Annotated in this window: 21 protein-coding genes, 2 pseudogenes and 1 riboswitch; of the genes and pseudogenes, 5 read left to right on the top strand and 18 right to left on the bottom strand. The window is 65.5% G+C overall.

Translation table 11 applies throughout. From position 1 onward, the window contains the following. Positions 1-214: 214 nt before the first annotated feature. The 6 genes and pseudogenes from thiC to GPL20_RS36610 form a co-directional block, all read right to left on the bottom strand. The gene (gene thiC / locus GPL20_RS36640) at positions 215-2,113 is read right to left on the bottom strand and encodes a phosphomethylpyrimidine synthase ThiC (protein ID WP_157337262.1); all 1,899 of its coding nucleotides are present in this window, start codon (positions 2,111-2,113) and stop codon (positions 215-217) included. A 168-nt stretch (positions 2,114-2,281) separates the two neighbouring features. Beyond that, positions 2,282-2,890, bottom strand: a complete 609-nt coding sequence (locus tag GPL20_RS36630) for a thiamine phosphate synthase (RefSeq protein WP_157337258.1) — start codon at positions 2,888-2,890, stop codon at positions 2,282-2,284. After that, entirely contained in the window at positions 2,877-3,659 is a 783-nt protein-coding gene (locus tag GPL20_RS36625; RefSeq protein WP_157337256.1) for a thiazole synthase, read from the bottom strand. The genes GPL20_RS36630 and GPL20_RS36625 overlap by 14 nt, the downstream gene beginning before the upstream one ends. 196 nt (positions 3,660-3,855) lie before the next feature. Next, positions 3,856-4,053, bottom strand: coding sequence for a sulfur carrier protein ThiS (gene thiS / locus GPL20_RS36620; RefSeq protein ID WP_157337253.1), 198 nt, complete (start codon positions 4,051-4,053; stop codon positions 3,856-3,858). Positions 4,054-4,060: 7 nt separating this feature from the next. Beyond that, a complete protein-coding gene (locus GPL20_RS36615) occupies positions 4,061-5,086 on the bottom strand; it encodes an FAD-dependent oxidoreductase (RefSeq protein WP_157337250.1) in 1,026 nt (341 codons plus the stop codon). Then, a riboswitch (TPP riboswitch) is annotated at positions 5,074-5,202 on the bottom strand. (Overlaps the previous gene by 13 nt.) A gap of 133 nt (positions 5,203-5,335) precedes the next feature. Next, positions 5,336-5,872 (bottom strand): annotated as a pseudogene (locus GPL20_RS36610) (transglycosylase SLT domain-containing protein). A gap of 231 nt (positions 5,873-6,103) precedes the next feature. On the opposite strand from GPL20_RS36610, the gene GPL20_RS36605 reads away from it, so the two are divergent. Continuing rightward, the gene (locus tag GPL20_RS36605; protein ID WP_157337242.1) at positions 6,104-6,304 is read left to right on the top strand and encodes a hypothetical protein; all 201 of its coding nucleotides are present in this window, start codon (positions 6,104-6,106) and stop codon (positions 6,302-6,304) included. Positions 6,305-6,415: 111 nt separating this feature from the next. On the opposite strand, the gene GPL20_RS36600 is transcribed toward GPL20_RS36605, so the two are convergent. Together GPL20_RS36600 and GPL20_RS36595 are read right to left on the bottom strand one after the other, a co-directional pair. Next, positions 6,416-7,735 carry an ATP-binding protein gene (locus GPL20_RS36600; protein WP_157337269.1) on the bottom strand — a complete coding sequence of 440 codons (1,320 nt, stop codon included), beginning with the start codon at positions 7,733-7,735 and terminating at the stop codon, positions 6,416-6,418. Between the two features lie 15 nt (positions 7,736-7,750). Next, positions 7,751-8,491 carry a response regulator gene (locus tag GPL20_RS36595; RefSeq protein ID WP_157337241.1) on the bottom strand — a complete coding sequence of 247 codons (741 nt, stop codon included), beginning with the start codon at positions 8,489-8,491 and terminating at the stop codon, positions 7,751-7,753. Positions 8,492-8,671: 180 nt separating this feature from the next. On the opposite strand from GPL20_RS36595, the gene GPL20_RS36590 reads away from it, so the two are divergent. Next, positions 8,672-9,223 carry a hypothetical protein gene (locus GPL20_RS36590; RefSeq protein WP_167533361.1) on the top strand — a complete coding sequence of 184 codons (552 nt, stop codon included), beginning with the start codon at positions 8,672-8,674 and terminating at the stop codon, positions 9,221-9,223. A gap of 226 nt (positions 9,224-9,449) precedes the next feature. Continuing rightward, positions 9,450-9,977: a PRC-barrel domain-containing protein gene (locus GPL20_RS36585; RefSeq protein WP_157337240.1), complete on the top strand. Its 528-nt coding sequence runs from the start codon at positions 9,450-9,452 to the stop codon at positions 9,975-9,977. 94 nt (positions 9,978-10,071) lie between these two features. Here the strand turns inward: GPL20_RS36585 and GPL20_RS36580 are convergent, their stop codons facing one another. The 7 genes from GPL20_RS36580 to GPL20_RS36550 form a co-directional block, all read right to left on the bottom strand. After that, a complete protein-coding gene (locus GPL20_RS36580) occupies positions 10,072-10,902 on the bottom strand; it encodes an ABC transporter permease (protein ID WP_167533360.1) in 831 nt (276 codons plus the stop codon). Beyond that, a complete protein-coding gene (locus GPL20_RS36575; RefSeq protein WP_157337239.1) occupies positions 10,899-12,158 on the bottom strand; it encodes an ABC transporter permease in 1,260 nt (419 codons plus the stop codon). The genes GPL20_RS36580 and GPL20_RS36575 overlap by 4 nt, the downstream gene beginning before the upstream one ends. Before the next feature lie 295 nt (positions 12,159-12,453). Beyond that, positions 12,454-13,512: an ABC transporter substrate-binding protein gene (locus tag GPL20_RS36570; protein WP_157337237.1), complete on the bottom strand. Its 1,059-nt coding sequence runs from the start codon at positions 13,510-13,512 to the stop codon at positions 12,454-12,456. A 56-nt stretch (positions 13,513-13,568) separates the two neighbouring features. Next, complete coding sequence (locus tag GPL20_RS36565; protein WP_157337235.1) at positions 13,569-14,678, bottom strand: ABC transporter ATP-binding protein; 1,110 nt, start codon at positions 14,676-14,678, stop codon at positions 13,569-13,571. Positions 14,679-14,815: 137 nt separating this feature from the next. Further along, entirely contained in the window at positions 14,816-16,378 is a 1,563-nt protein-coding gene (locus GPL20_RS36560; RefSeq protein WP_157337233.1) for a DUF4403 family protein, read from the bottom strand. A 116-nt stretch (positions 16,379-16,494) separates the two neighbouring features. After that, complete coding sequence (locus GPL20_RS36555) at positions 16,495-17,142, bottom strand: Vgb family protein (protein ID WP_157337231.1); 648 nt, start codon at positions 17,140-17,142, stop codon at positions 16,495-16,497. 30 nt (positions 17,143-17,172) lie between these two features. Further along, positions 17,173-18,393 (bottom strand): helix-turn-helix domain-containing protein, encoded by a 1,221-nt coding sequence (locus tag GPL20_RS36550; protein ID WP_157337228.1) that lies wholly within the window; start codon positions 18,391-18,393, stop codon positions 17,173-17,175. Between the two features lie 162 nt (positions 18,394-18,555). On the opposite strand from GPL20_RS36550, the gene GPL20_RS36545 reads away from it, so the two are divergent. Further along, complete coding sequence (locus GPL20_RS36545; protein ID WP_157337226.1) at positions 18,556-19,350, top strand: DUF899 domain-containing protein; 795 nt, start codon at positions 18,556-18,558, stop codon at positions 19,348-19,350. Next, a complete protein-coding gene (locus GPL20_RS36540; RefSeq protein ID WP_254126171.1) occupies positions 19,343-19,618 on the top strand; it encodes a hypothetical protein in 276 nt (91 codons plus the stop codon). The genes GPL20_RS36545 and GPL20_RS36540 overlap by 8 nt, the downstream gene beginning before the upstream one ends. 145 nt (positions 19,619-19,763) lie before the next feature. Here GPL20_RS36540 and GPL20_RS36535 read toward each other — a convergent pair. From GPL20_RS36535 to GPL20_RS36525, 3 genes and pseudogenes are all read right to left on the bottom strand, one after another. After that, a pseudogene (locus GPL20_RS36535) lies at positions 19,764-20,101 on the bottom strand (GIY-YIG nuclease family protein). 203 nt (positions 20,102-20,304) lie between these two features. Continuing rightward, positions 20,305-20,721 (bottom strand): c-type cytochrome, encoded by a 417-nt coding sequence (locus tag GPL20_RS36530; protein ID WP_167533359.1) that lies wholly within the window; start codon positions 20,719-20,721, stop codon positions 20,305-20,307. A gap of 113 nt (positions 20,722-20,834) precedes the next feature. Further along, a complete protein-coding gene (locus tag GPL20_RS36525; RefSeq protein WP_157337221.1) occupies positions 20,835-21,551 on the bottom strand; it encodes a L,D-transpeptidase in 717 nt (238 codons plus the stop codon). Between the last annotated feature and the right edge of the window lie 96 nt (positions 21,552-21,647).

Here is a 21,647-nt window from a genome sequence, read left to right as displayed (position 1 = left end):
GGAGGTTGGGGCGGAGCTGGTCGGGGAGGCGGTGGAGGGCGGCTTCAGGCAAATCAACCATCCCCGACATTGTAGCCCGCATGAGCGTCAGCGACATGCGGGACAACTGTAAGTCCCGGATGTCGCTTCGCTCATCCGGGCTACGTTTCCCCAGTAGAGAAGGCCGGGTTGAAGCTCGGCCTTGCCTGCAGTGAGCTACGGAGAGTCAGCGCCCCTACAACACCCGATTACTCTCCTTCACCTTCTCCGCATCCAGATACACGCTTGAGCCCATCTCCTTGAACTTCTCGCTCATCTTCGCCATGCCGTCCTCGACGGTGCCCTGTATCGACATCCCCACCGAGTTCGGATCGTTCAGCGTCGCGGCGTAGTCCCGCACGTCCTGGGTGATCTTCATCGAGCAGAACTTCGGTCCGCACATCGAGCAGAAATGCGCGACCTTGTGGGCTTCCTTCGGCAGGGTCTCGTCGTGGAAGCTCTTCGCGGTGTCCGGATCGAGGCCGAGGTTGAACTGGTCGGTCCAGCGGAATTCGAAACGGGCACGCGAGAGGGCGTCGTCGCGCAGTTGCGCGGCGGGGTGGCCCTTGGCGAGATCGGAGGCGTGGGCGGCGATCTTGTAGGTGATGACGCCGGTCTTGACGTCGTTGCGATCGGGGAGGCCGAGATGCTCCTTCGGCGTGACGTAGCAGAGCATGGCGCAGCCGAACCAGCCGATCATGGCGGCGCCGATGCCCGAGGTGATGTGGTCGTAGCCCGGCGCGATGTCGGTGGTCAGCGGTCCAAGCGTGTAGAACGGCGCCTCGCCGCACTCCTTGAGCTGCTTGTCCATGTTGATCTTGATCTTGTGCATCGGCACGTGGCCGGGGCCTTCGATCATGACCTGGCAGCCCTTGTCCCACGCGATTTTTGTCAACTCGCCGAGCGTCTCCAGCTCCGCGAACTGGGCGCGGTCGTTGGCGTCGGCAATCGAGCCGGGACGCAGGCCGTCGCCGAGCGAGAACGAGACGTCATACTTGCGCATGAGGTCGCAGATCTCGTCGAAATGCGTGTAGAGGAAGCTCTCCTTGTGATGCGCCAGGCACCACTTCGCCATGATCGAGCCGCCGCGCGAGACGATGCCGGTGACGCGGTTGGCGGTGAGGTGGATGTATTGCAGGCGCACGCCGGCGTGGATGGTGAAGTAGTCGACGCCCTGCTCGCACTGCTCGATCAGGGTGTCCTTGTAGAGCTCCCAGGTCAGCTGCACCGGATCGCCGTTGCACTTCTCCAGCGCCTGGTAGATCGGCACGGTGCCGATCGGCACCGGCGAGTTGCGCAGAATCCATTCGCGGGTGGTGTGGATGTTGCGGCCGGTGGAGAGGTCCATCACGGTGTCGGCGCCCCAGCGGATCGCCCACACCATCTTCTCGACCTCCTCCTCGACCGACGACGTCACCGCCGAGTTGCCGATATTGGCGTTGATCTTGGTGAGGAAGTTGCGGCCGATGATCATCGGCTCGAGCTCGGAGTGGTTGATGTTGGAGGGGATGATGGCGCGGCCGCGCGCGATCTCGTCGCGGACGAACTCCGGGGTGATGAAGGCGGGCACCGCAGCACCAAAGCTCTCGCCGTCGGCAAGCGCGGCTTCCGCGCGTTCCAACTGCTGCTTGCGGCCGAGATTTTCGCGCGCGGCGACGTAGATCATCTCCTTGGTGATGATGCCGGCGCGGGCGAATTCGAGCTGGGTGATCTTGTGGCCGTCGAGGCCGCGCAGCGGCTTGTGATAGGCGCTGAACGCACGCGCCGCCTTGTCGGCCGAGACGCTGCCGTTGTCCTCCGGCTTGATCTGGCGTCCCTCATATTCCTCGACACCGCCGCGCTCCAGCACCCATTGCTTGCGGCTCCTCGCAAGGCCCGCGTTGACGTCGATGGTCACACTCGGGTCGGTGTAGGGGCCGGAGGTGTCGTAGACCGGCAGGTTCGGCTCGCCGGCGCCTTCGGAGAGGATGATCTCGCGCAAGGGCACGCGCAGGTCGGGCGCGGCGTCGGGGGAGGCGAAGATCTTCCGCGAGGAGGGAAGGGGACCGGTGGTGACGGCGGGCACGGTCTTGTCGGGGTTGGAGCGGATGTTCATGGGATCCTCCGGTTTAATTCTGCTGTGCGTGCGCCGAAACGACGCTGGTGATTATTTGCGCCGTCATTGCGAGCGCAGCGAAGCAATCCAGAATCTCTCTGCGGTGGGAGTCTGGATTGCTTCGTCGCAAGTGCTCCTCGCAATGACGGTGTGGAGAGAGTGTGGGCATCACGCAGCCTCCGTCGATTGGCCGAGCCATTGCCGCACGCGGGCATCCGGGTCGGCGTTCTGCGTGACGTCGGACACCACCGCGATGGAATCCGCGCCTGCGGCAAAAATCTCCGCGGCGTGCTCGAATTTGATGCCGCCGATGGCGACGAGCGGAATCGAGCCGATGCGCTGCTTCCATTCGGTGATCTTCGGGACGCCCTGCGGCTCGAAGCGCATCGATTTGAGCGTGGTGAAGAAGATCGGGCCGAGCGCGACGTAGTCGGGTTTGGCTTCGAGCGCGGTCGCGAGCTCGTCGTCGTCATGGGTGGAGATGCCGAGGAAAAGGCCGGCTTCGCGGATCGCCTTGAGGTCGGCGTCGGCGAGGTCCTCCTGGCCGAGATGCAGATATTTCGCGCCGGCGACGATCGCGGCGCGCCAGTAGTCGTTCACGACCAGCTTGGCCTGCGTGTCCTTGGTGATCGCCAGCGCGTCGGTGACGATCTGGAGCGCCTCGGCGTCGTTGAGGTCCTTGGCGCGCAGCTGGATGGTGCCGACGCCGAGTTTGGTGAGCCGCTCGACCCATTTGAGGCTGTCGACGACAGGATAGAAACGATCAGGATACGGCATGCCAGAACGGGGTCCCAACGACAGGGGTGGAAGGGGAGGCGAAGTCGCGGGCGTCCATCAGCCCGGCTTCATAAGCGGTGCGGCCGGCCTCGACGCCGAGGCGGAAGGCATTGGCCATCGCGACGGGATCGGCGGCCTTGGCGATGGCGGTGTTGAGCAGCACGGCGTCATAGCCGAGCTCGAGCGCGTGGGCGGCGTGGCTGGGCGCCCCTAAGCCGGCGTCGACCACCAGCGTGATGTCGGGCAGGCGCTCGCGCAGCAGCTTCAGGGCGTCACGATTGGTGATGCCCCGGGCCGAGCCGATGGGCGCGGCCCACGGCATCACCACCTTGCACCCCGCTTCGACCAGGCGGTTGGCGACCGAGAGATCCTCGGTGCAGTAGGGAAACACCTCGAAGCCGTCCTTGATCAGGATGGTGGCGGCCTCGACCAGGCCGACGACGTCGGGCTGGAGCGTGTCGTTGTCGGCGATGACTTCGAGCTTGATCCAGTTGGTAGCGAACAGCTCGCGCGCGAGCTTCGCCGTCGTCACCGCCTCGCGCACGCTGCGGCAGCCGGCGGTGTTCGGCAGCACGGTGACGTCGAGCTCGCGGATCAGTTTCCAGAATGCGTCGCCGCTCTTGCCGCCGGCGGATTCGCGCCGCAGCGACACCGTGACGATGTTCGAGCCGGAGGCGCGGATCGCGGACTGCATGATCGCAGGCGAGGGATAGAGCGCGCTGCCGATCAGCAGGCGGGAGGCGAAGGTCTTGCCGTAGAAGGTCACCATGATGGTGTTTCCTCAAATTCGGTCGACTCCCTCGCCCCGCTTGCGGGGAGAGGGTTGGGGTGAGGGGGAGCCTCCGCGGGGACGGTGAGAGCTGGACTCGCGGAGAGTCCCCCTCACCCGGAATTTGCTTTGCAAATTCCGGCCTCTCCCCGCGCGCGGGGAGAGGCGAAGGAAGGCGATAGCTTCGTTCATCACCTCACCCTCCCTGCCGCGGCGTGATGATCTCGATCTCGTCGCCGGCCTTGAGGCTGGTCTCGCCCCAGCGGCTCTTCGGCACGACGTCGTAGTTCAGCGCGATGGCGAAATGGGTACCCTCGTAGTCGAGCTCGGCGAGCAGCGCGTCGACGCTGGCCGAGTTCACATCGCGTTGCTCGCCGTTGATGATCAAACGCATTGCACGATCACCCGCATTGCATCACCTCATTGTCGATCTGGCCGCGCTGGACATAGGCGAGCGTCAGCTCGGCGAGTGCCGGAGCGATCAGGAAGCCGTGGCGGTAGAGGCCGTTGACGCTGATCTTGCCGTCGCGAATGCCGATGCGCGGCAGATTGTCGGGGTAGGCGGGACGCAGGCCCGAGCCGAATTCGACGATGCGGGCCTCGCCGAAGGCGGGATGGACGGTGTAGGCGGCCCCCAAGAGCTCCAGCGCCGAGCGCACGCTGACGCCGGTGTCCTCGGCCTCGATCGAGGTCGCGCCGAGCATGAACAGGCCGTCCTCGCGCGGGATCACGTAGAGCGGCCAGCGCGGATGGATCAGGCGCACCGGACGCGCCAGTTGCACCTCGCCGGTCTCGATCAGGATCATCTCGCCCTTGACGCCGCGCAGTTCCGGCTGCTCCTCGCGCGCGCCGAGGCCGCGGCAGTCGATCACGATGCCTTTTGGATCAAGGTTTGCGAGATCGGCGGCCGAGACGTCGCTGGAGAACTTGATGGTGCCGCCGGCGGCGCGGATGCGCTCGTGCAGCTTGGGCAGCACGCGGCGCGGCTCGACATGGCCCTCACCGGGGAAGAACAGCGCATCGCGGAAGCGGCCTTCCAGCGATGGCTCCAGCGCGGCGAGGCCGGCGGCGTCGAGCCGCTCATGGCCCTCGGTCATGCGGGCAAAACGCTCGAAATCGTTGCGTTCGCGCGGATGGGCGACGACGAGCGAGCCGTTGAACGGCGTATCCGGCAATTCACGCCGCCAGATATGCAGCGAGCGCTCGCCGAGGCGGCTGATGATGGGTTCGGCGACCTCCGCCTCGCAATAGGGCGCCAGCATGCCGCCGGCCCAGTGGCTGGTGGCGTCGGTCATGGCGGCGTCACCGCGCTCGTGTAGCGTCACGGCGTGGCCGGCCTGCGCGAACAAAAGTGCCTGCCAGGCGCCAGCGATGCCTGCGCCGATGATGGATACCGGTGAATCCGGTCGCTTGGTGGTCTGGTACATCCCTGTCCCTTCGCCGGCATGACCCGGATCAGGTTCAAAGGGTCACCGCGGTCCTGGGCCTTCTGACCCATTTAGCGGTATCTCAGCTCCTCCTCGGAGCACCCCTCGGAACGGGTCTAATGTATGCCAGTGGGAGCCAGTGTCAACGCGTTAGCCACCCGTCATGCCCGGGCTTGTCCCGGGCATCCACGTTCCTGGATGCAATGGAAAAGACGTGGATGGCCGGGTCAAGCCCGGCCATGACGGAGACTAGTGGCTGGGAACCTGCGCCCGCGCGTTGCGGAAGCGCTGGGCGAGCTTCCGGTGCGGCACGGTGCCGAACATCGGCTGCGGGTTGCCGTTCGGCTCGAGCCAGGTCTCGCTCATATTGGCGACCTGCACGGCCTCCTGCCGCTGCCGCTTTGCAACTTAGTAATAGCCGCCAGCGAAATAACGCACGGCTCGCGCGTGATCGCCATTGGCGGCGCGATAGGCGCCGGCGAGGTATTTGACCGCGTAGGTGAGATTGGTGTTGGGATCGCGCAGGCCGGCGGCATCGCCGGTGTAGCCGACCCCGCGGGCCGTCGCGAGCTTGATCTGCATCAGCCCGATGGTGCCGCCACGGCCGACGAGGCCAGGCTGGTAGCGGCTCTCGCGCATGATGACGCGGTGCACCAGCGCCTCCGGTACGCCGTTGGCGCGCGCATGCGTTGCGACCATCTCGGCGTATTCGGCTTCGCCGGCGTTCGCCGCCTGCGCCATCATCAGGCTCGCCGCGGCGAGCAGGGCAACACGCAAAATTTTCATCGAAATATTCCTCGGCAGAACGGACCTGCACCCGTGCGCGTTAGGCCGTGGGAACACGGCGATGATGTGGCGAAACGCCGCCACCGGCGATTTTCGCCGGGCCGTCGTTTTTACGACTCAAACATCGGTTAAATTTCGAGTTGGCGGGGTGCCTTACGCGACAGCAGGTCTGTCCGTTCGTACATTCGCCCAAAAATCGCGACTCAAAACCAAGCATTCGGGAGGACGTCCATGACCCGAGCTGACATCGGCGACATCCCCACGCAGAACCCGTGTGCACAATGTGGGACACCGATCCCGTTCCCTGACTGGATCGAGCCGGGCGAAGGCCGCGTTTCCTATCTCTGGAAGTGCCAGGCCTGCGGCTATCGCTTCGAAGCGGTTGCGATCTTCGATCAGCGCGCGATCGAGCATCCGCCGCTCGCCGCCTGAGGCATTGTCTTAAACTGGCATGATCTCCGCGCAAACGCGTCCCCGCGTTTGTCGCGAGGAAAACCGCTGCACGCTTGGCGCGAACGCGGCCCTGCGGGTCCGGATCATGCCTTAAGCCGCCAGCCGCGGCTGCTGCCACACCGGCAATTGCATCCGCACGATCAACCCGTGCGGCGCGCGGTCGTGCAGCGACAGCTCGCCGCCATGGGCGAGCGCGATCGCGCGCGCAATCGACAGGCCAAGCCCGAAGCCGGTGGAATCGTCCATGGTGCGGGCGTCGTCGCCGCGCACGAACGGCTCCAGCATCTCCTGCTTGCGCGCGTCCGAAATGCCGGGGCCGTCGTCCTCGACGTCGATGACGAGCTTGGTGCCCGACATGTCGAGACGGATCGTGACCTCGGCGCCGAAACGCACCGCGTTCTCGACGAGGTTGGTGATGCCGCGATGCAGGTCGTCGGGCCGCGCGGCGGCGGTTGCCGACACCGGGCCCTCATAGTGCACGACATGGCCCATGTCGCCGAACTGGTCGGCGATGAGCTGGAGCGTGCTGGCGATGTCGACCAGCGTCACCGCCTCGATCTTGCGGTCGTTGCGCAGCAGCGACAGGACGGATTCCAGCATCGAGCGCATCTGGTCGAGATCGATCAGCATGCGCTTGCGGTTGCCTTCGTCCTCGATGAACTCGGCGCGCAGCCGCAAGCGCGTGATCGGCGTGCGCAGATCATGGCTGATCGCGGCCAGCATCCTGGTGCGGTCCGACATCAGCCCGGCGATCCGCTCATGCATGCGGTTGAGCGCGCGCGCGACCGAGCGGATCTCCTCCGGGCCGCGCTCGGGCAGCGGCTCGGCGGCGCCGTCCAGGCTGAAATTCTCCGCGGCCTTGGCGAAGGACGACAGCGGCGCGGCGAGCGCACGCGCCGCCCACAGGCCGAGCACGGTGATTGAGATGAAGGCGGTCATCAGCGTCACCAGCCACGGTGCGCCCCAGAACCACGGCCGCGGGCCGCCATCGACGCGGCCGGCGATCATGCTGCCGTCGGGCAATTCGACGCCGACGCGGCGCGCGCCGCCCTCCGGGGCGAGCTGCATCACCTTGTAGCCGCGCCCGAGATGGCGGCGCATCCCGTACAGCTGGGCGCCGTCGCCTGCTTCGACCGCCGACCCGGGCGCGAGCATCTCGATGCCGAGCCTGGGGAAGGCGCGCGAAAGGTCGGCGACGAGGCGCGGCCGCTCGCTGGGGTCGGCCGCGCCGAGCAGCAGCGCGGCATCGGTCAATTGATGGGCGCCGTCCAGCGGCGCGTCCGGGCGGTCCGGCCGGCTGATCAGGAAGGCGGCGGTGACGACGAGATGGAGCGCGACGGTCGAAGCCAGCACCAGCGCGGCGATCTGCCCGCCGATCCCCTTGAGGTGGAAGAACCCGAACGGCTTCATCACCGGCGCCCCCCTTCAGCTGCTCAGGGGCGTCGCGACCGCTTCCGTCCTCGGGGTGAACAAATAGCCGCCGGAGCGCACCGTCTTGATGATGGTGGGATCGGCCGGATTGGGTTCGATCTTGCGGCGGATGCGGCTGACCAGCACGTCGATGGAGCGCTCGAACGAGCCGGTGTTGCGCCCCTGCGTGAGGTCGAGCAGGCTGTCGCGCGACAGCACGCGGCCGGGCCGCTCGCAGAACGTGCGCAGCAGATCGAACTCGGCGCTGGTCACCGCGACGCGCGCGCCTTCCGGATTGCGCAATTCGCGCAGACGCAGGTCGATGCGCCAGCCCTCGAAAGCGAGCGTGGAGGCGCCCTCGATCGAGCTCGCCGCCTGAGCTGCCGCCTGGCGGCGCAGCACCGCATTGATACGGGCGAGCAGCTCGCGCGGGTTGAACGGTTTCGGCAGATAGTCGTCCGCGCCCATCTCGAGGCCGACGATGCGGTCGACGTCCTCGCCGCGCGCGGTCAGCATGATGATCGGCGTCTGCGCCTCCGAGCGCACCTTGCGGCACAGGCTGAGGCCATCCTCGCCGGGCAGCATGACGTCGAGGATGATCAGGTCGACGCGATGATCGGCCATGGCGCGCGACATCTCGCGACCGTCGCTCACGGCGGTGACGTTGCAGGCATTGTTGCGCAGGTACTTCGCAATCAGCGTCCGCGTTTCGCGGTCGTCCTCGACGACCAGGATGTTGGGATTGGGAGTGGCCATACGCTTTGTTTGTCCAAGATTCGGGCCAAATGGCGAAGATTTTTGTTTCAGATTGTTTCCGCCGGCCTGCTCGCAACAAAAGGCAATACCCCGGCAGTGGAGCGGCAAGGTCTCGTTAAGGCCGTTAACCATACCGTGGCGTGGTCCGCGACGAAACCCCGCAAAATCCACGGAGCCATCATGACCTCGATTTCGGCGGCCTCCGCCGGCAACCACCAGTCGCCGCTCCAGCGGCTACAGCAGGAATTGCAATCGCAAGTTTCCGCCGGCACGATCTCGTCGTCGGACCAGTCCGCGCTTTCGACGGCGCTGACCGACATCGACACCGCGCTCCAGCAGAGCCGGTCGAGCGACCAGTCGGGCGGCACGCGTCCCTCGAAGGACGACATGCAGTCGAAGATCGACGACCTCATCTCCAACGAGGTGTCGAACGGCACGCTGACCTCGGAGCAGGCCGAAGAACTGAAGAACGTGTTTCAGTCCGCCTTCGCCAACGGTGCCGGCGGGCCCCCGGCCGATCCGTCGCCGGACGACAGCTCTTCGGATTCGTCATCGACGGACTCGACCAGCAGCACGTCGAGCGGCCAGACCACGGCCGAAATCCTCAAGCAATTCCTCCAGGCGCTCCAGCAGTCGCAATCGTCGGCGTCGTCCTACGGCGCCAATGGCGGCGCGACGAGCTCGTCGAGCGGCTCGGGTTTCTCCGCGCTTCTGATCGACTACAAGAGCTGACCTGAGCGACGCGGGTCGGCGCGTTCCTCGCCGCGATCGTGCTTCACCCAGGGCGCATGATCGTCGGCGGGGAACCGTGCGCCGCAAAATGTTCCTGGGTGACTTAGGAACAAGCCTCACGGCGTTCCTGTACTCGCGCATCGCGCGACGAAATTGCCGCGCGCAAGGAACTGCATGTGTTCAGCGCTGTTTTCTCCGCACGAGTTTACGTGAAGGAGAGGACAACATGCTGACGAAATCTATCGCGGCCGGCCTCGCCGCTACCGCGCTGCTTGCAACCGCTGCGTTTGCGCAGCAACCGCCGGCTGCCACCACCGACAAGGCGCCGACCGCGGCCACCGCGACGACCACGAGCGCGTCCGACCAGTGGCGTGGGTCGAAAATGTCGGGCGTCAAGGTCTATAACGAAGCCAACGAGAACATCGGCTCGATCAATGACCTCTTGATGGACAAGAGCGGTAACATCAAGATCGCCGTGATCGGCGTCGGCGGCTTCCTGGGCATGGGCGAGCACCTGGTCGCCGTACCCTTTGACAAGTTGAAGTTCGTCAACGAGCCCGTCGCCTATACCAGCACCAGCCAGACCAACCCGCCTGGCCGGCCGGCTTCAACCACGACGACCGGCGCGGCGACCGGAACCGACAAGGCTGCGACCACGACGTCGTCCGCGTCGAAATGGTATCCGGACCATGCCGTGTTCAACGCCAGCAAGGACGAGCTGAAGAACATGCCCGAGTTCAAGTACTCGGAGTAATGGTCGCGTAACAGCAAACGAAGCGCGCCCGGTTTTCACCGGGCGCGTCGGCCTGTCCTTTTTCTCGCCGCCGCAATGACGAACCAGGTGCCACTCAGGCGCTGCCGCCTTTGAGCCGTTCGTTGCGTCGGCGCAGGCCCTCCATGGTGGCGAGGAGGATGACCGATACCGTCGTCAGTATCACCGCCGCGGCGGTGATCGTCGGGCTGATGTTCTCGCGGATGCCGGCGAACATCTCGCGCGGCAGGGTGCGCTGCTCGGGACCTACCATGAACAGGACGATCACCACCTCATCGAAGCTGGTCGCGAAGGCGAACAGCGCACCCGATGCCAGGCCGGGCAGGATCAGCGGCAGGATCACGCGTCGAAACGCGTAGAGCGGCGAGGCGCCGAGTGAGGCGGCGGCGCGCGTCAGATTGGTGTCGAAGCTTTGCAGCGTCGCGCCGACCGTGATCACCACAAAGGGCGTCGCCAGCGCGGTGTGGGCCAGGATCAGGCCGAGATAACTGCCGGTCAGTCCGATCGGGGCGAAGAAGAAATAGAGACCGACCGCGGTGATGACGCCGGGCACGACGACGGGCGACAGCACGAAGGCCAGTACGAGCGGCTTGAACCGGCTCTTCCACTGCGCCAGCCCCAGCGCGGCCAATGTGCCGAGCACCATGGACAGCAGGGTCGAGGCGACGCCGATGATCATGCTGTTCTTCAGCGCCGTCATCCAGCGCGGCGAATTGATGAAGTCGTCGTACCAGCGCAAGGAGAAGCCGGGCAGCGGATAGGTCAGGTAGGAGCCCGAGCTGAAGGACAGCGGCATGATCGCCAGGATTGGCGCGATCAGGAAGACGAACACCAGCGTGGAGACAATTATGGTCGAAGTCCACGCAATGCGCTGGCTGGGCGTGCGGAGGGAGAGATTGTCGCTCAATTCTTCATTCCTCCCGTGACCTGCTGTCCCTGCACCAGCTTTCCGTAGAGGAGAGCAAGCAGAAGAGTGACCAGCAGCAGCACCGTACCCAACGCCGAGGCAAGACCCCAGTTGGCCGTCTCGGTCGTGTAGAGCGCGATGAAGTAGCTGATCATCTGGTCGGCGGCGCCGCCGACGAGTGCCGGTGTGATGTAGTAGCCGAGCGCCAGGATGAAGACGAGCAGGCTTCCCGCACCGATCCCGGGCAGCGTTTGAGGCAGGTAGATCCGCAGGAAGGCAGTGACCGGCGGCGCGCCGAGCGAGGCGGCGGCACGCATGTAGGCGGGCGAGATCGCCTTCATGCTGCTGTACAGCGGCAGGATCATGAACGGCAGGAGAACGTGGGTCATTGCCACGCAGACACCGAAGCGGTTGTAGATCAGGCGCAACGGCTCGTCGATGATGCCAAGCCAGTGCAGGCTGTCGTTCACGACGCCCTTGCTCTGCAACAGCACGATCCAGGCGCAGGTGCGGACCAGAAGCGAAGTCCAGAAGGGCAGCAGGACGAAGATCATCAGCAGGTTCGACCGGCCGGGCGGCAGCGTCGCCAGCAGGTAGGCGACCGGGAAGCCGAGGATGAGGCAGAGTGCCGTGACGCTGAGGCTGATGATGAAGGTGCGGGTGAATATGTTGCGGTAAATGGCCTGATCCGGCGGGGCCGCGACAATCGCGCCGTCGATGTTCCGGGTGAGGTCGAGCGCCGCCAGCAGGTAGAAGCCGGTCAATGGGCCACTGGCGTCCTTGATCGTCGTCCAGGTGGCGCGCTCGCGCCAGGCCGGATTGATCTTGCCCAGCGTCTCCTTGGCCGTGCCGGGCTCCGGCACCGCCTTCAGATTGCGTGCAGTGCTGGTCAAGATCGTGCGGAAGCCGTTGAGTGCGTAGTTCAGCCGCTTGGCCGCGATGGCCATGGTGCCGGAGCCACGCGCCGCCAGGATATCGCCAGCCAGCGCCGCGTAGGCCTTTTCGTCCGGCAGGTCCTTGCCGTCCCAGTCGGCGAGAACGGCTATGGTTTGGGGCAGGATCTGGCGCACCTCCCGGTCATCGACCGCGCGCCACAGCATGCCGGCAATGGGGCCAGCGAAGGTGAAGAGCAGAAACAGCAGAAGCGGCAGAACCAGTGCCAACGCCTTGACCTGGCGCGCCCGCTCGGCCCGCTTCAGGCGGCGCTTGAGCGGTACTTCGGTCGGGGCATCGGCGCTGGTCAGGACGGCTGTCATGGATTGAGCCTCTTTGACCGGACATTCCTCGCCATTTCAGGTTGGGAGCGGCCTGAGCGCGCGCCTCGTCCTTCGAGACGACCGCTTCGCGGTCTCCTCAGGATGAGGCTCCTCGACATTGGGGCCTGTGAAATAGCTGCCGCACACTCCCGCCTCATCCTGAGGAGCCCGCCGAAAGCGGGCGTCTCGAAGGCTGGCCGCAACGAAACTGCTCGATCCATTTCAGGCCAGGGGCGGGGCACAGTCGAAGGACTATCGTCCCTCTGCCTGCACCGCGCGCCTGTTCGCTTGCGTGCTACTTCGCGGCCCATTTGTTGAAGCGCTCGGTCAGGCGGTCGATGTTCTCGAGCCAGAAGCCAACATTGATCTCGACCGCGTTCTTGATGTTGTCAGGCGCTGTCGGCAGGTCCTTCAGAACGGCGGGCGCGAGCCTGCCGGCTGCGTCCTTGTTCGAGGTGCCATAAGCAATGTTCTCCGACAGCTTGGACTGGTTCTCCGGCTTGCCGACGAAGTCGAGGAACTTGTAGGCCGCGTCCTTGTTCGGGCTCCCCTTCAGGATGACCCAGCTGTCGAGGGTGAACAGCGCTCCGTCCCACACCATGCCAAAATTCTTCTTCTCGTTCTTGTTCGCGGTGTCGATGCGGCCATTGTAGACCGAGGTCATCGCCACCTCGCCGGAAGCGAGCAATTGCGGCGGCTGGGCGCCGGCCTTCCACCAGACGATGTCACCCTTGATGGTGTCCAGCTTCTTGAACGCGCGATCGACGCCTTCGTCGGTCGCCAGCACCTTGTAGACGTCCTTCGGCGCGACGCCGTCGGCCATAAGGGCGATCTCCAGCGTGGTCTTCGGGCCCTGACGCAGGGCGCGCTTGCCCGGAATCTTCTTGGTGTCGAAGAAATCGGCCCAGCCCTTGGGCGCCTCCTTCAGCTTGTCCTTGTCGTAGCCGAGAACGAAATCGTAGAGGATGGCGCCGACGCCGCAGGGATTGACTGACGGCGGGATATAGGCGGCCTCGCCGCCGATTTTGGAATAGTCCATCTTCTCGAACAGGCCTTCCTCGCAGCCGACCGCGAGTTCGTCGCTCTCCACCTGGACGACATCCCAGGTGGCGGCGCCGCCCTGCACCTTGGCGCGCAGCACGCCGATGCCACCGTCCCAGGACTCGTCGTTCATCGGAATACTGGCTGCCTTCTTGAACGGCTCGAAATAGACCTTCTTCTGGGCATCCTGATACGCGCCGCCCCACGACACGACGGTGAGGTCACGCGCCTCCGCGGCCGTGGCCAGCGCAGCGCTGGCGCTCAGTGCCGCGGCGAAACCCAGAGCGATCTTGCCAATCTTGCGCTTCAGCATGGTCCTTGTTCCTTCTACATGTGAGTTACGTTGAAGTTGATCGATGTCGGTCCGGATCAGACGGGATCGAGGGCCAGGCAGTCCTCCGGGCGGAAGGTGATGAACACGCTGTCGCCATGTCTCAGGTTGACATGTGCGTCCGGCTGAAGCTTGACAATGAACTCCCCGTTGCCGGCGACATCGAGTACGGCCAGCGCGTGGTCGCCGAGATAGATGGTGCTCTGCACCCTGGCCGGCAGGCGGTTCGGTCCGTCGCTGGAGGTGCCGTCCAGGATAATGGAGATCCGCTCCGGCCGCACCGACAGGGACGTCGATGCGCCCGCGCCCGATATGTTGACCGCCCGTGCGGTGACGGCACCGCCACCGGCCAGCGCGACGCGGCAATATTCCTTTTCGACCGTTTCGATGGTGCCGGCCAGCACATTGTTCTCGCCGATGAAGTGGGCGACGAAGCTGTTCACCGGATGCTCGTAAAGTGCGTCGGGCGTGTCGATCTGCTGCACAATGCCATCGTTGAACACGGCGATGCGGTCCGACATGGTGAGCGCTTCGCTCTGATCGTGCGTGACGTAGACGACGGTGATGCCCATCGTCTCGTGCAGTTGCTTGATCTCCAGTTGCATCTGCTCCCGCAGGCGCTTGTCCAGGGCTCCCAGAGGTTCGTCCATCAGCACAAGCTGCGGGTTGAAAACCAGCGCGCGGGCCAGCGCCACGCGTTGCTGCTGACCGCCGGACAGCTGCCCGGGCCGCCGGTGCGCCAGGGTTTCCATCTTGATCATACGCAACGCCGACTTGACGCGCTCCTGCGCTTCCGCCTTGTTGATTTTGCGAACGGAGAGCGGGAAGGCGATATTCTCCGCGATCGTCAGATGCGGAAACAAGGCATAGTTCTGGAAAACCATGCCGATGTCGCGCTTATGCGGCGGCATGTTCTTGATCGGCCGGTCAGCGAGGTAGATCTCGCCCTGGGTCGGAACCTCGAAGCCGGCCAGCATCATCAGCGTGGTCGTCTTGCCCGAGCCCGACGGGCCAAGCAGGGTGATGAACTCGCCCTTCCGGATGTCGAGATCGAGGTTCTTCACCACGAGGTGCTCGCCATCGTAGGTCTTCTGAATGCCGGAAAAGCGCACCAGCGCCGGCGCAGGCGTGACCATGCCGGCTTCCATGTCGTCCTCTCGTAGCCCGCTACAGTGCCGTCAGCACCTCGTTCGAGGTTGCGAGGGATAGCTTAGCATCCTCCGATGAGAATGCCAGCGGCGCAAGCGGGCGAAGACGCGCGCGGGCCCGGTGGGTGAGGGCGTGCTTACATCCCCGACAGCTTCGTCACCGACACGTTCAGCGAGCCGCCGGCTTCCGCGACCACGCGCAGCGTCTTCGAATCGAAGGCGATGTCGGCGAGCGTCAGGCTGTCGATCCTGGCATCGACCTTGAGGCCGTCCTCGCTCTTCTGGTAGTCGGCGATCGCGGCGGCGATCTTCTCGCGCGCATTGGCGACGATCGGCTTCAGGTCGAGCGTCGCCTTCTGCACCAGTGCCTGCTGCATCTGCGGCACCACGGCGCGCGCCGCGGCGCCAAGCAGGCCGAACGCCGCCTCGGACTCCACCGCGAGCTGGATGTCGGCGAGCCGCAGCGTCTGCTGCGCCTGGTCGAGCATCGGCCGGCCCCAGATGTGCACGGTCGCCTCGGCGCCGAGGCCGAACCAGCTCTTCTTTTCCTTGGCGCGCACCAGCAGCGAAATCAGCAGCCGGTCACCCGAGGGGATCACGTTGACGCTCTTGACGGTGACGTCGACCGGGCCGGAGCCGTCCTCCGGATAGGTGTGGCCGACCATCTGCGCGGCGATCAGCTTGTTGATCTCGGTGAAGGGCACGTCGATCGGCACGCCGATGTTCACGCCGGTGCCGGTCGGCGGCACGATCGAGATCTTTTCGGGGAACGGACAGTCCGGCTTGGTCGGCGTCGAGGTGACGCGCGTCTCGGCCTCGAGGCCGAGCAGCAGCGTCACGGCCTGCGCGTCGACGCGCGGCTGCGCGGCGATGGCACGCACCGGCTTCATCTCGAGCCACAGCGGCGGCAGCGACGAGCCCGAACCTTGCAGCGGGATCGAGCGGCAGGCCTTGGCCCATTGCACCTTTGCGTTCTCGCGCAGCGAAGGATCGTTGCGGATGCGCTCGGAGACGATGTTGATCTGCTCGGCGACGTTCTTGTCGATCAGCGGCTTGACCTGCGCCGGCACGTTGACCTTGGCGCCGGCGACCGCAAGATTGGTGTCGCCGAGATTGACCTGGGCGCCGAGATTGGGCTCGAGATGCCAGTTGGCCGCCAGCTTCGGGCGCGAGGTGACGACCACGTTGCCCTTGATCTCGGCACTGGCGTTCAGGTTCTTGATGTTGACCGCGCCGATCTGCTTTGCGGCGTTGCCGCCGAGCACGCTGCCGAGCGCATCGCCAAGTGCGCCGGTGGCTTTCGAGGACAGCGAGCCCGTCACGTTCAGCTTGCCGGCGAGCGGCGTCGACAGTGTCAGCACGTCCTTGTCGCCGTTTGCCGCCATCGGGCCGCGGACTGCGGACCAGCCGATGTCGGCGTTCTCCAGGATCTGCGAGATCGGGTTGTCGGCCTTGCCGGCGAAATTGCGCGGCGCGGCCTTCTCGGCCTGCTCGCGGATCGCCGACAGCGCGATGGCGACCGGCGCGACCACGATGGAACTCTTCGAGGCGGGCGGCAGCGGCGGCAGTTGCGCGACCGGCGGCGCCGAATTCGTCGCGCGCGGCGACAGGAAGTCCATCGCCTTCAAGCTGATGAAGAACGACGCCGCGAGCACCACGACGGCGATCAGGATAGTCTTCAAGTTCAACGTCAGACGCATCAATCCCCCAGGCCGCCCCGGGACCGAACTCTACAGGGCGGGCGAGGAGGGCGCTAGAGCGCACCGGTGGGGTGGAATTGGGGCGAACAGGTTAACGGCGGCGTGTGTTCAGACCGTCATCGCGGGGCGGCGCGCCGGGGACGGCGGACCGCTCTCACATTGCCGCGATCGCCGCCGCCGCAGAAGAAGCGATCGCCGCCGTCGGACTCCAACCCTGAAACCATCGTTCCGGCGGGCAGGTCGAGCTGCTCCAGCACCTTGCCGGTCTCGGGATCGATGCGCCGCACGTCACTTTCCTCTCCCTCCCAGGTGCCGTGCCAGAGCTCCCCATCGACCCAGGTCACCCCGGTCACGAAGCGCTTGCTCTCGATGGTGCGCAGGATCTTCCCGGTGTCCGGATCGATCTGATGGATTTTCCGATCTCGATATTGCCCGACCCAGAGCGAACCCTCGGCCCAGGCAAGGCCGGAATCGCCACCGCCGCCCGGTGCCGGGATGGTGGAGAGCACCTTGCCCGTCGCGGCGTCGATCTTCTGGATGCGATCCTCCGCGATCTGGAACAGGTGCCGGCCGTCGAACGCCGTTCCCGCGTGCGCGGCGACATCGATCGAGCGTGCGATCTTGCCGCTGGCCGGATCGACCGCGTTCAGCTTGTCGCCGGAGGCGAACCAGACATGGGTGCCGTCATAGGTGACGCCGTGCACGGCCTCGACGCCGGCGAAAGGACCATACTCCCTGACGATCTCTGCGGCTGAACGCTTCATGTGCTCGATCCCTGTGGATGTGACTCTATCCTATGTCTTCAGCAGCGGCGTGGGGAGTAACAAGCCTGTCGGGAAACCCGGGACCGGCGGGGTCATCCAGCGCCGCGCACGGCCATGCCCGAACGACTGCACCTTGTTCGATCGCGCCAGCTCCTCGAGCGCCCGCTGCACGGTACGTGCGCTCGTTCGAAGCGCCAGCGCCAACGCGGAGCTCGACCACGGCTCTCCATCGGAGAGCAGGGCGAGCACGGCGGCATGCTTTTCCTCGACGGGCCGCGCCAGCACGAGAACGTCTCGCGTCTTGCGCGGTGTCAGCGCAAAGCCTTGCTTCGTTGCGCTGACATCGGCGAGAGGCTTGAGCTTGGCGCGGAGCCGGCCGATCTCGACCCGGAGCCGGGCGCGATGCGATTCATCGACGTGCCTCGCCCGAAACGCCGCGGACATCAGCGCCTCCCGGGACACGTCGGCGGGCCAAGCCTGCGCCAGGGGGCGCGCGAGAGCGAACAGCACCGGCCGTGTTCCGAGCGACACGACGATGTCTCCCTTGCGAACGGTGTGGTGGAACGTGTCCACGACGAGTGCCTTGGACGCCGCCAGCGCTTCGACCTGTCCAAGCAACAGCGGATGCTCCTTGCCGCGCGCGATCAGGCGCGCCGCCGGCGTGTCGAGCACGAGGTTCGCACTTTCGACCTCGGCTGCGAGCGCCGGAATGCCGGCCAGCCGCGCCGCACGTGTGGCGCGGCCGAGTGCCGCGCGCGCGTCTTTCGTTCTGAGCCGCCTGATTGCGATGCCGGCGACCACGAGCTCGCGGACGACTTGCGATGCCGGCGGGAGCGGGGAGGCGATGACCGCGGCCAATGCATGCTCGGCGTCGTCGAGCCGCCCGACGAGGAGGAAGCGGCGCGCCTCGATGTGACCTGCATGGGCGGCATTGGCGAGATCGCCGTGCTTTTCGAGGGTCGCCCGCGCGGCGGCGAGCGTCTTCACCGGCCAGCCCAGGTCGCGCGAGACGAGCGCGATCTCGGCCTCGGCCACCACGCACCTTGCGCGCGCGACGGCTTCTCTCGGACCGAACGCGCGTGCCGCGCTCCGCAGCAGCGTCTTGGCCTTGGCGAGATCGCCGAGCTGAGCCATCGCGATGCCGCGCAGCGCGAGCGACGGCGCATCGTTGCGCAGCGCAACGCGGTTCAGCGCGCCGAGCGGATCGCCGGCTTCGAGCGCACGCGCGGCGGCCGTGATCAGCGACTCCATGTCAATCCCGCCACACTTGTTACTCCCACCGCGCAACCGCGAGGTGCGAGAAATCGTTGACGGCCGACAATGTGCGGTGAGGGGCGAGCGGTTCCGCGTCCGTCATAGCGAGATGCGGAACGACCGCCCAGGCAAGAGACCAAGCAAGAGGTTTGGAGAGACATGATGACAATAGCCCAAAACGGACGGAACGACGGACAGCCCGCCATGCAAACCCCGCCGGTGGCGTCGCCGCAGGACTGGGAGGCGGCCCGTCAGCAACTGCTCGTGAAGGAAAAGGCGCATACCCGTGCCCGCGACGCCCTGGCCGCCGAGCGCCGGCGCATGCCGTGGATGGAAGTGACCAAAACCTATGCGTTCGAGGGGCCCGGCGGCAAGGTCAGTCTGGTCGATCTGTTCCAGGGCCGGCGGCAGCTGATCGTGTACCGGGCCTTCTTCGAGCCCGGCGTGTTCGGCTGGCCCGATCATGCCTGCCGCGGCTGCTCCATGGTCGCCGACCAGGTCGCTCATGTCGCGCATCTGAATGCCCGCGACACCACGCTGGTGTTCGCCTCGCGCGCGCCGCAGGCCGACATCATCAGGCTGAAGAAGCGGATGGGCTGGACCATGCCGTGGGTCACCGTCACCGACAGTTTCGACGCCGATTTCGGCGTCGACGAATGGCATGGGACGAACGTGTTCTACCGCGACGGAATGCGCATCTTCCGCACCTATTTCGTCAAGAGCCGCGGTGACGAGCAGATGGGCGGCACCTGGAACTACCTCGACATCACGCCGCTCGGCCGGCAGGAGGTCTGGGAGGACTCGCCGAAGGGCTATCCGCAGACGCCGACCTACAAGTGGTGGAACTGGCACGACAGCTACACGGACGGGGCTGAGCCCGACAAGAAGTGGGTCGAGATCTCCGACGCCGGCGAGAAGGCGTTTCGCGAAGAGGCGGCGGAAGGACGTGACTAGTCCCGCAACTGTCGGCGCCAGCCGCGACGGCGTCGCGGCCGCGCGCCACCTCGCCAGTTGGCTTGGGCTACGGCTTGGGCTGGCGGCCACACCCACCTTCGCGATCATGGCCGTGTTAACGGCCATGATCGGCGACAGTCCGGCGGACATGCTCTGCGCCGCCGGACACGGCTCTCTGCTCGGCGGGATGGTGCCGATGTATCTCTTGATGAGCGCGTTTCATTCGGCGGCGTGGTTGAAGCTGATTTCGGAGCGGCGGGGCCGATGAGCAGCTTCTAGCGGCGTGCACGCCTCGTCCTTCGAGACGACCGCTCCGCGGTCTCCTCAGGATGAGGCTTAACTGGCATTTCGTCCGTTGCGGCAGGCAGCTGTGAAGTGGAAGGTCTTTCGTCGAGCAGCCGGGAGCCGCGCATTCAGCCCTCATCCTGAGGGCCCGCCGCAGGCGGGCGTCTCGAAGGATGATGTGATCCGCGCTTTGCCAGTTCATGGAGTTCGGAAAAATCGCCGCGCATGAAGGCTTCCTTCTTGGCGCGGCTCCATTTCTTGAGCTTGCGTTCGCATTCGATCGCGTCGGTGATCCGATCGAACCATTGAGAGAAGACCAGAACCACTGGCCTGCGCGACTTGGTGTAACCGGCAAAGTGCCGGCGTTGTGCTGAGCGATCCTGAACTCAAGCCCGGTACGGGTCGTTCCGATGTAGTAGCTGCCATCAGCGCATCTGAGAATGTAAAGGTACGCGCCATCTGCCATCGTGCCCGTCCCATCCTTCGAGACGCGCGCAAGGGCGCGCTCCTCAGGATGAGGCCAACTGGCAGTTGCATATTGGCGCAAGAGCGATGGTTCGTCGTCTCAACGCCACCAACTCAGTCCTCATCCTGAGGGCCCGCCAAAGGCGGGCGTCTCGAAGGATGGCCGCGATCACCGAAACCAAATGTCCGGCATCGCCGGGGTCGTTACTGCGACGCCGCCTGCAGATAAGCGACCACCTTGCCCGCTTCCTCCGCCGAGACGCCGCCATAGGGCTGCATCTTGTTGCCGGACACGACCTCGTCCGGCTTGACCATGAAGCGCGTGAGCTTGTCCTGATCCCAGACGAAGCCGGCTTCTTTCATCGACGAAGAGTAGTTGTAGTTCGGCAGTGAGCCGGCCTTGCGTCCGACGATCTTGTTGAGGTTGGGACCGAGGCGATTGTCGCCTTCCTTCATGGAGTGGCAGGTACGGCAGGAATTGTTGAAGGCCTGCCGGGCTGAATCGTCGCTCGCCGGCTGCTGCGCGAGCGAGGAAGGCGTGGACAGGAGCAGCGTCAAGGCTCCGGCGCCGGCGATCGCGCGCAGCGATGTGCCTGGCGGCTGTTGCAGGCATGATTGCATCTGTGCCTCCATCGGGGATCGCATCGCAGCAAGCGCGCGCGTCGTGATGTCGAGGGCAAACGAAAACGGCCCCGGTGGGTTCCGGGGCCGTTTGCGTCACAATGTCCTGTCGGTTACCGCGTCGCAGCTCCGAGATCCGCGCGGCGTTCGGTCATCGGCAGCACGATCACCTTGGTGCCGACGTTGACGCGCGAATAGAGGTCGGTGACGTCCGCGTTGGTCATGCGGATGCAGCCGGAGGAGACGTGCTTGCCGATGGTCTCCGGGGCGTTGGTGCCGTGGATGCGATAGATGGTGCCGCCGAGATACATGGCGCGGGCGCCGAGCGGGTTGCCGGGGCCGCCGGCCATGTGGCGCGGCAGATAGGGTTGGCGGGCGATCATCTCCGGCGGCGGGGTCCAATCCGGCCACTCCGCCTTCTTGCTCACCGACTGAATGCCGGACCAGGTGAAGCCGTCGCGGCCGACGCCGATGCCGTAACGCAGCGCCTGGCCGTTACCCAGCACGTAATAGAGATAGGTGTTCGGCGTATCGATGATGATGGTGCCCGGCGCCTCGCGCGTCGCGTAGGCGACGGTCTGGCGGCGGAAGCGCGCCGGCATCTCGACCTGGTCCTGATCCTCGGACGGCGCGGCCTGGTAGGGCGTTGCCTGGTAAGGCTGATAGGGCTGGATCGGCTGCGGTGCGGCGATCGGCGGCAGCGGCTGGAAGAAGGGGAAGAGCTGCACGGGCGCGGCCTTGGCTGCACCTGCGAATGCGAATGCGGAGATCGCGGCTGCGCCAAAGGCAACGGCGCGCGAATACGTCTTGAACGTGCCCAGATTGAACATTGGTCGCCCCTGTTTGCGCGGTGTTTCTTGGTCACCCGGCACCGTTTCGGTGCTCCGTTGCCTAAATCACTAACGGCAAAAGGTTTCGGGACGTTT

The organism is Bradyrhizobium cajani (assembly GCF_009759665.1).
In the GTDB taxonomy this organism is placed as follows: domain Bacteria; phylum Pseudomonadota; class Alphaproteobacteria; order Rhizobiales; family Xanthobacteraceae; genus Bradyrhizobium; species Bradyrhizobium cajani.
This window is presented reverse-complemented; position numbering and strand designations above follow the sequence as displayed.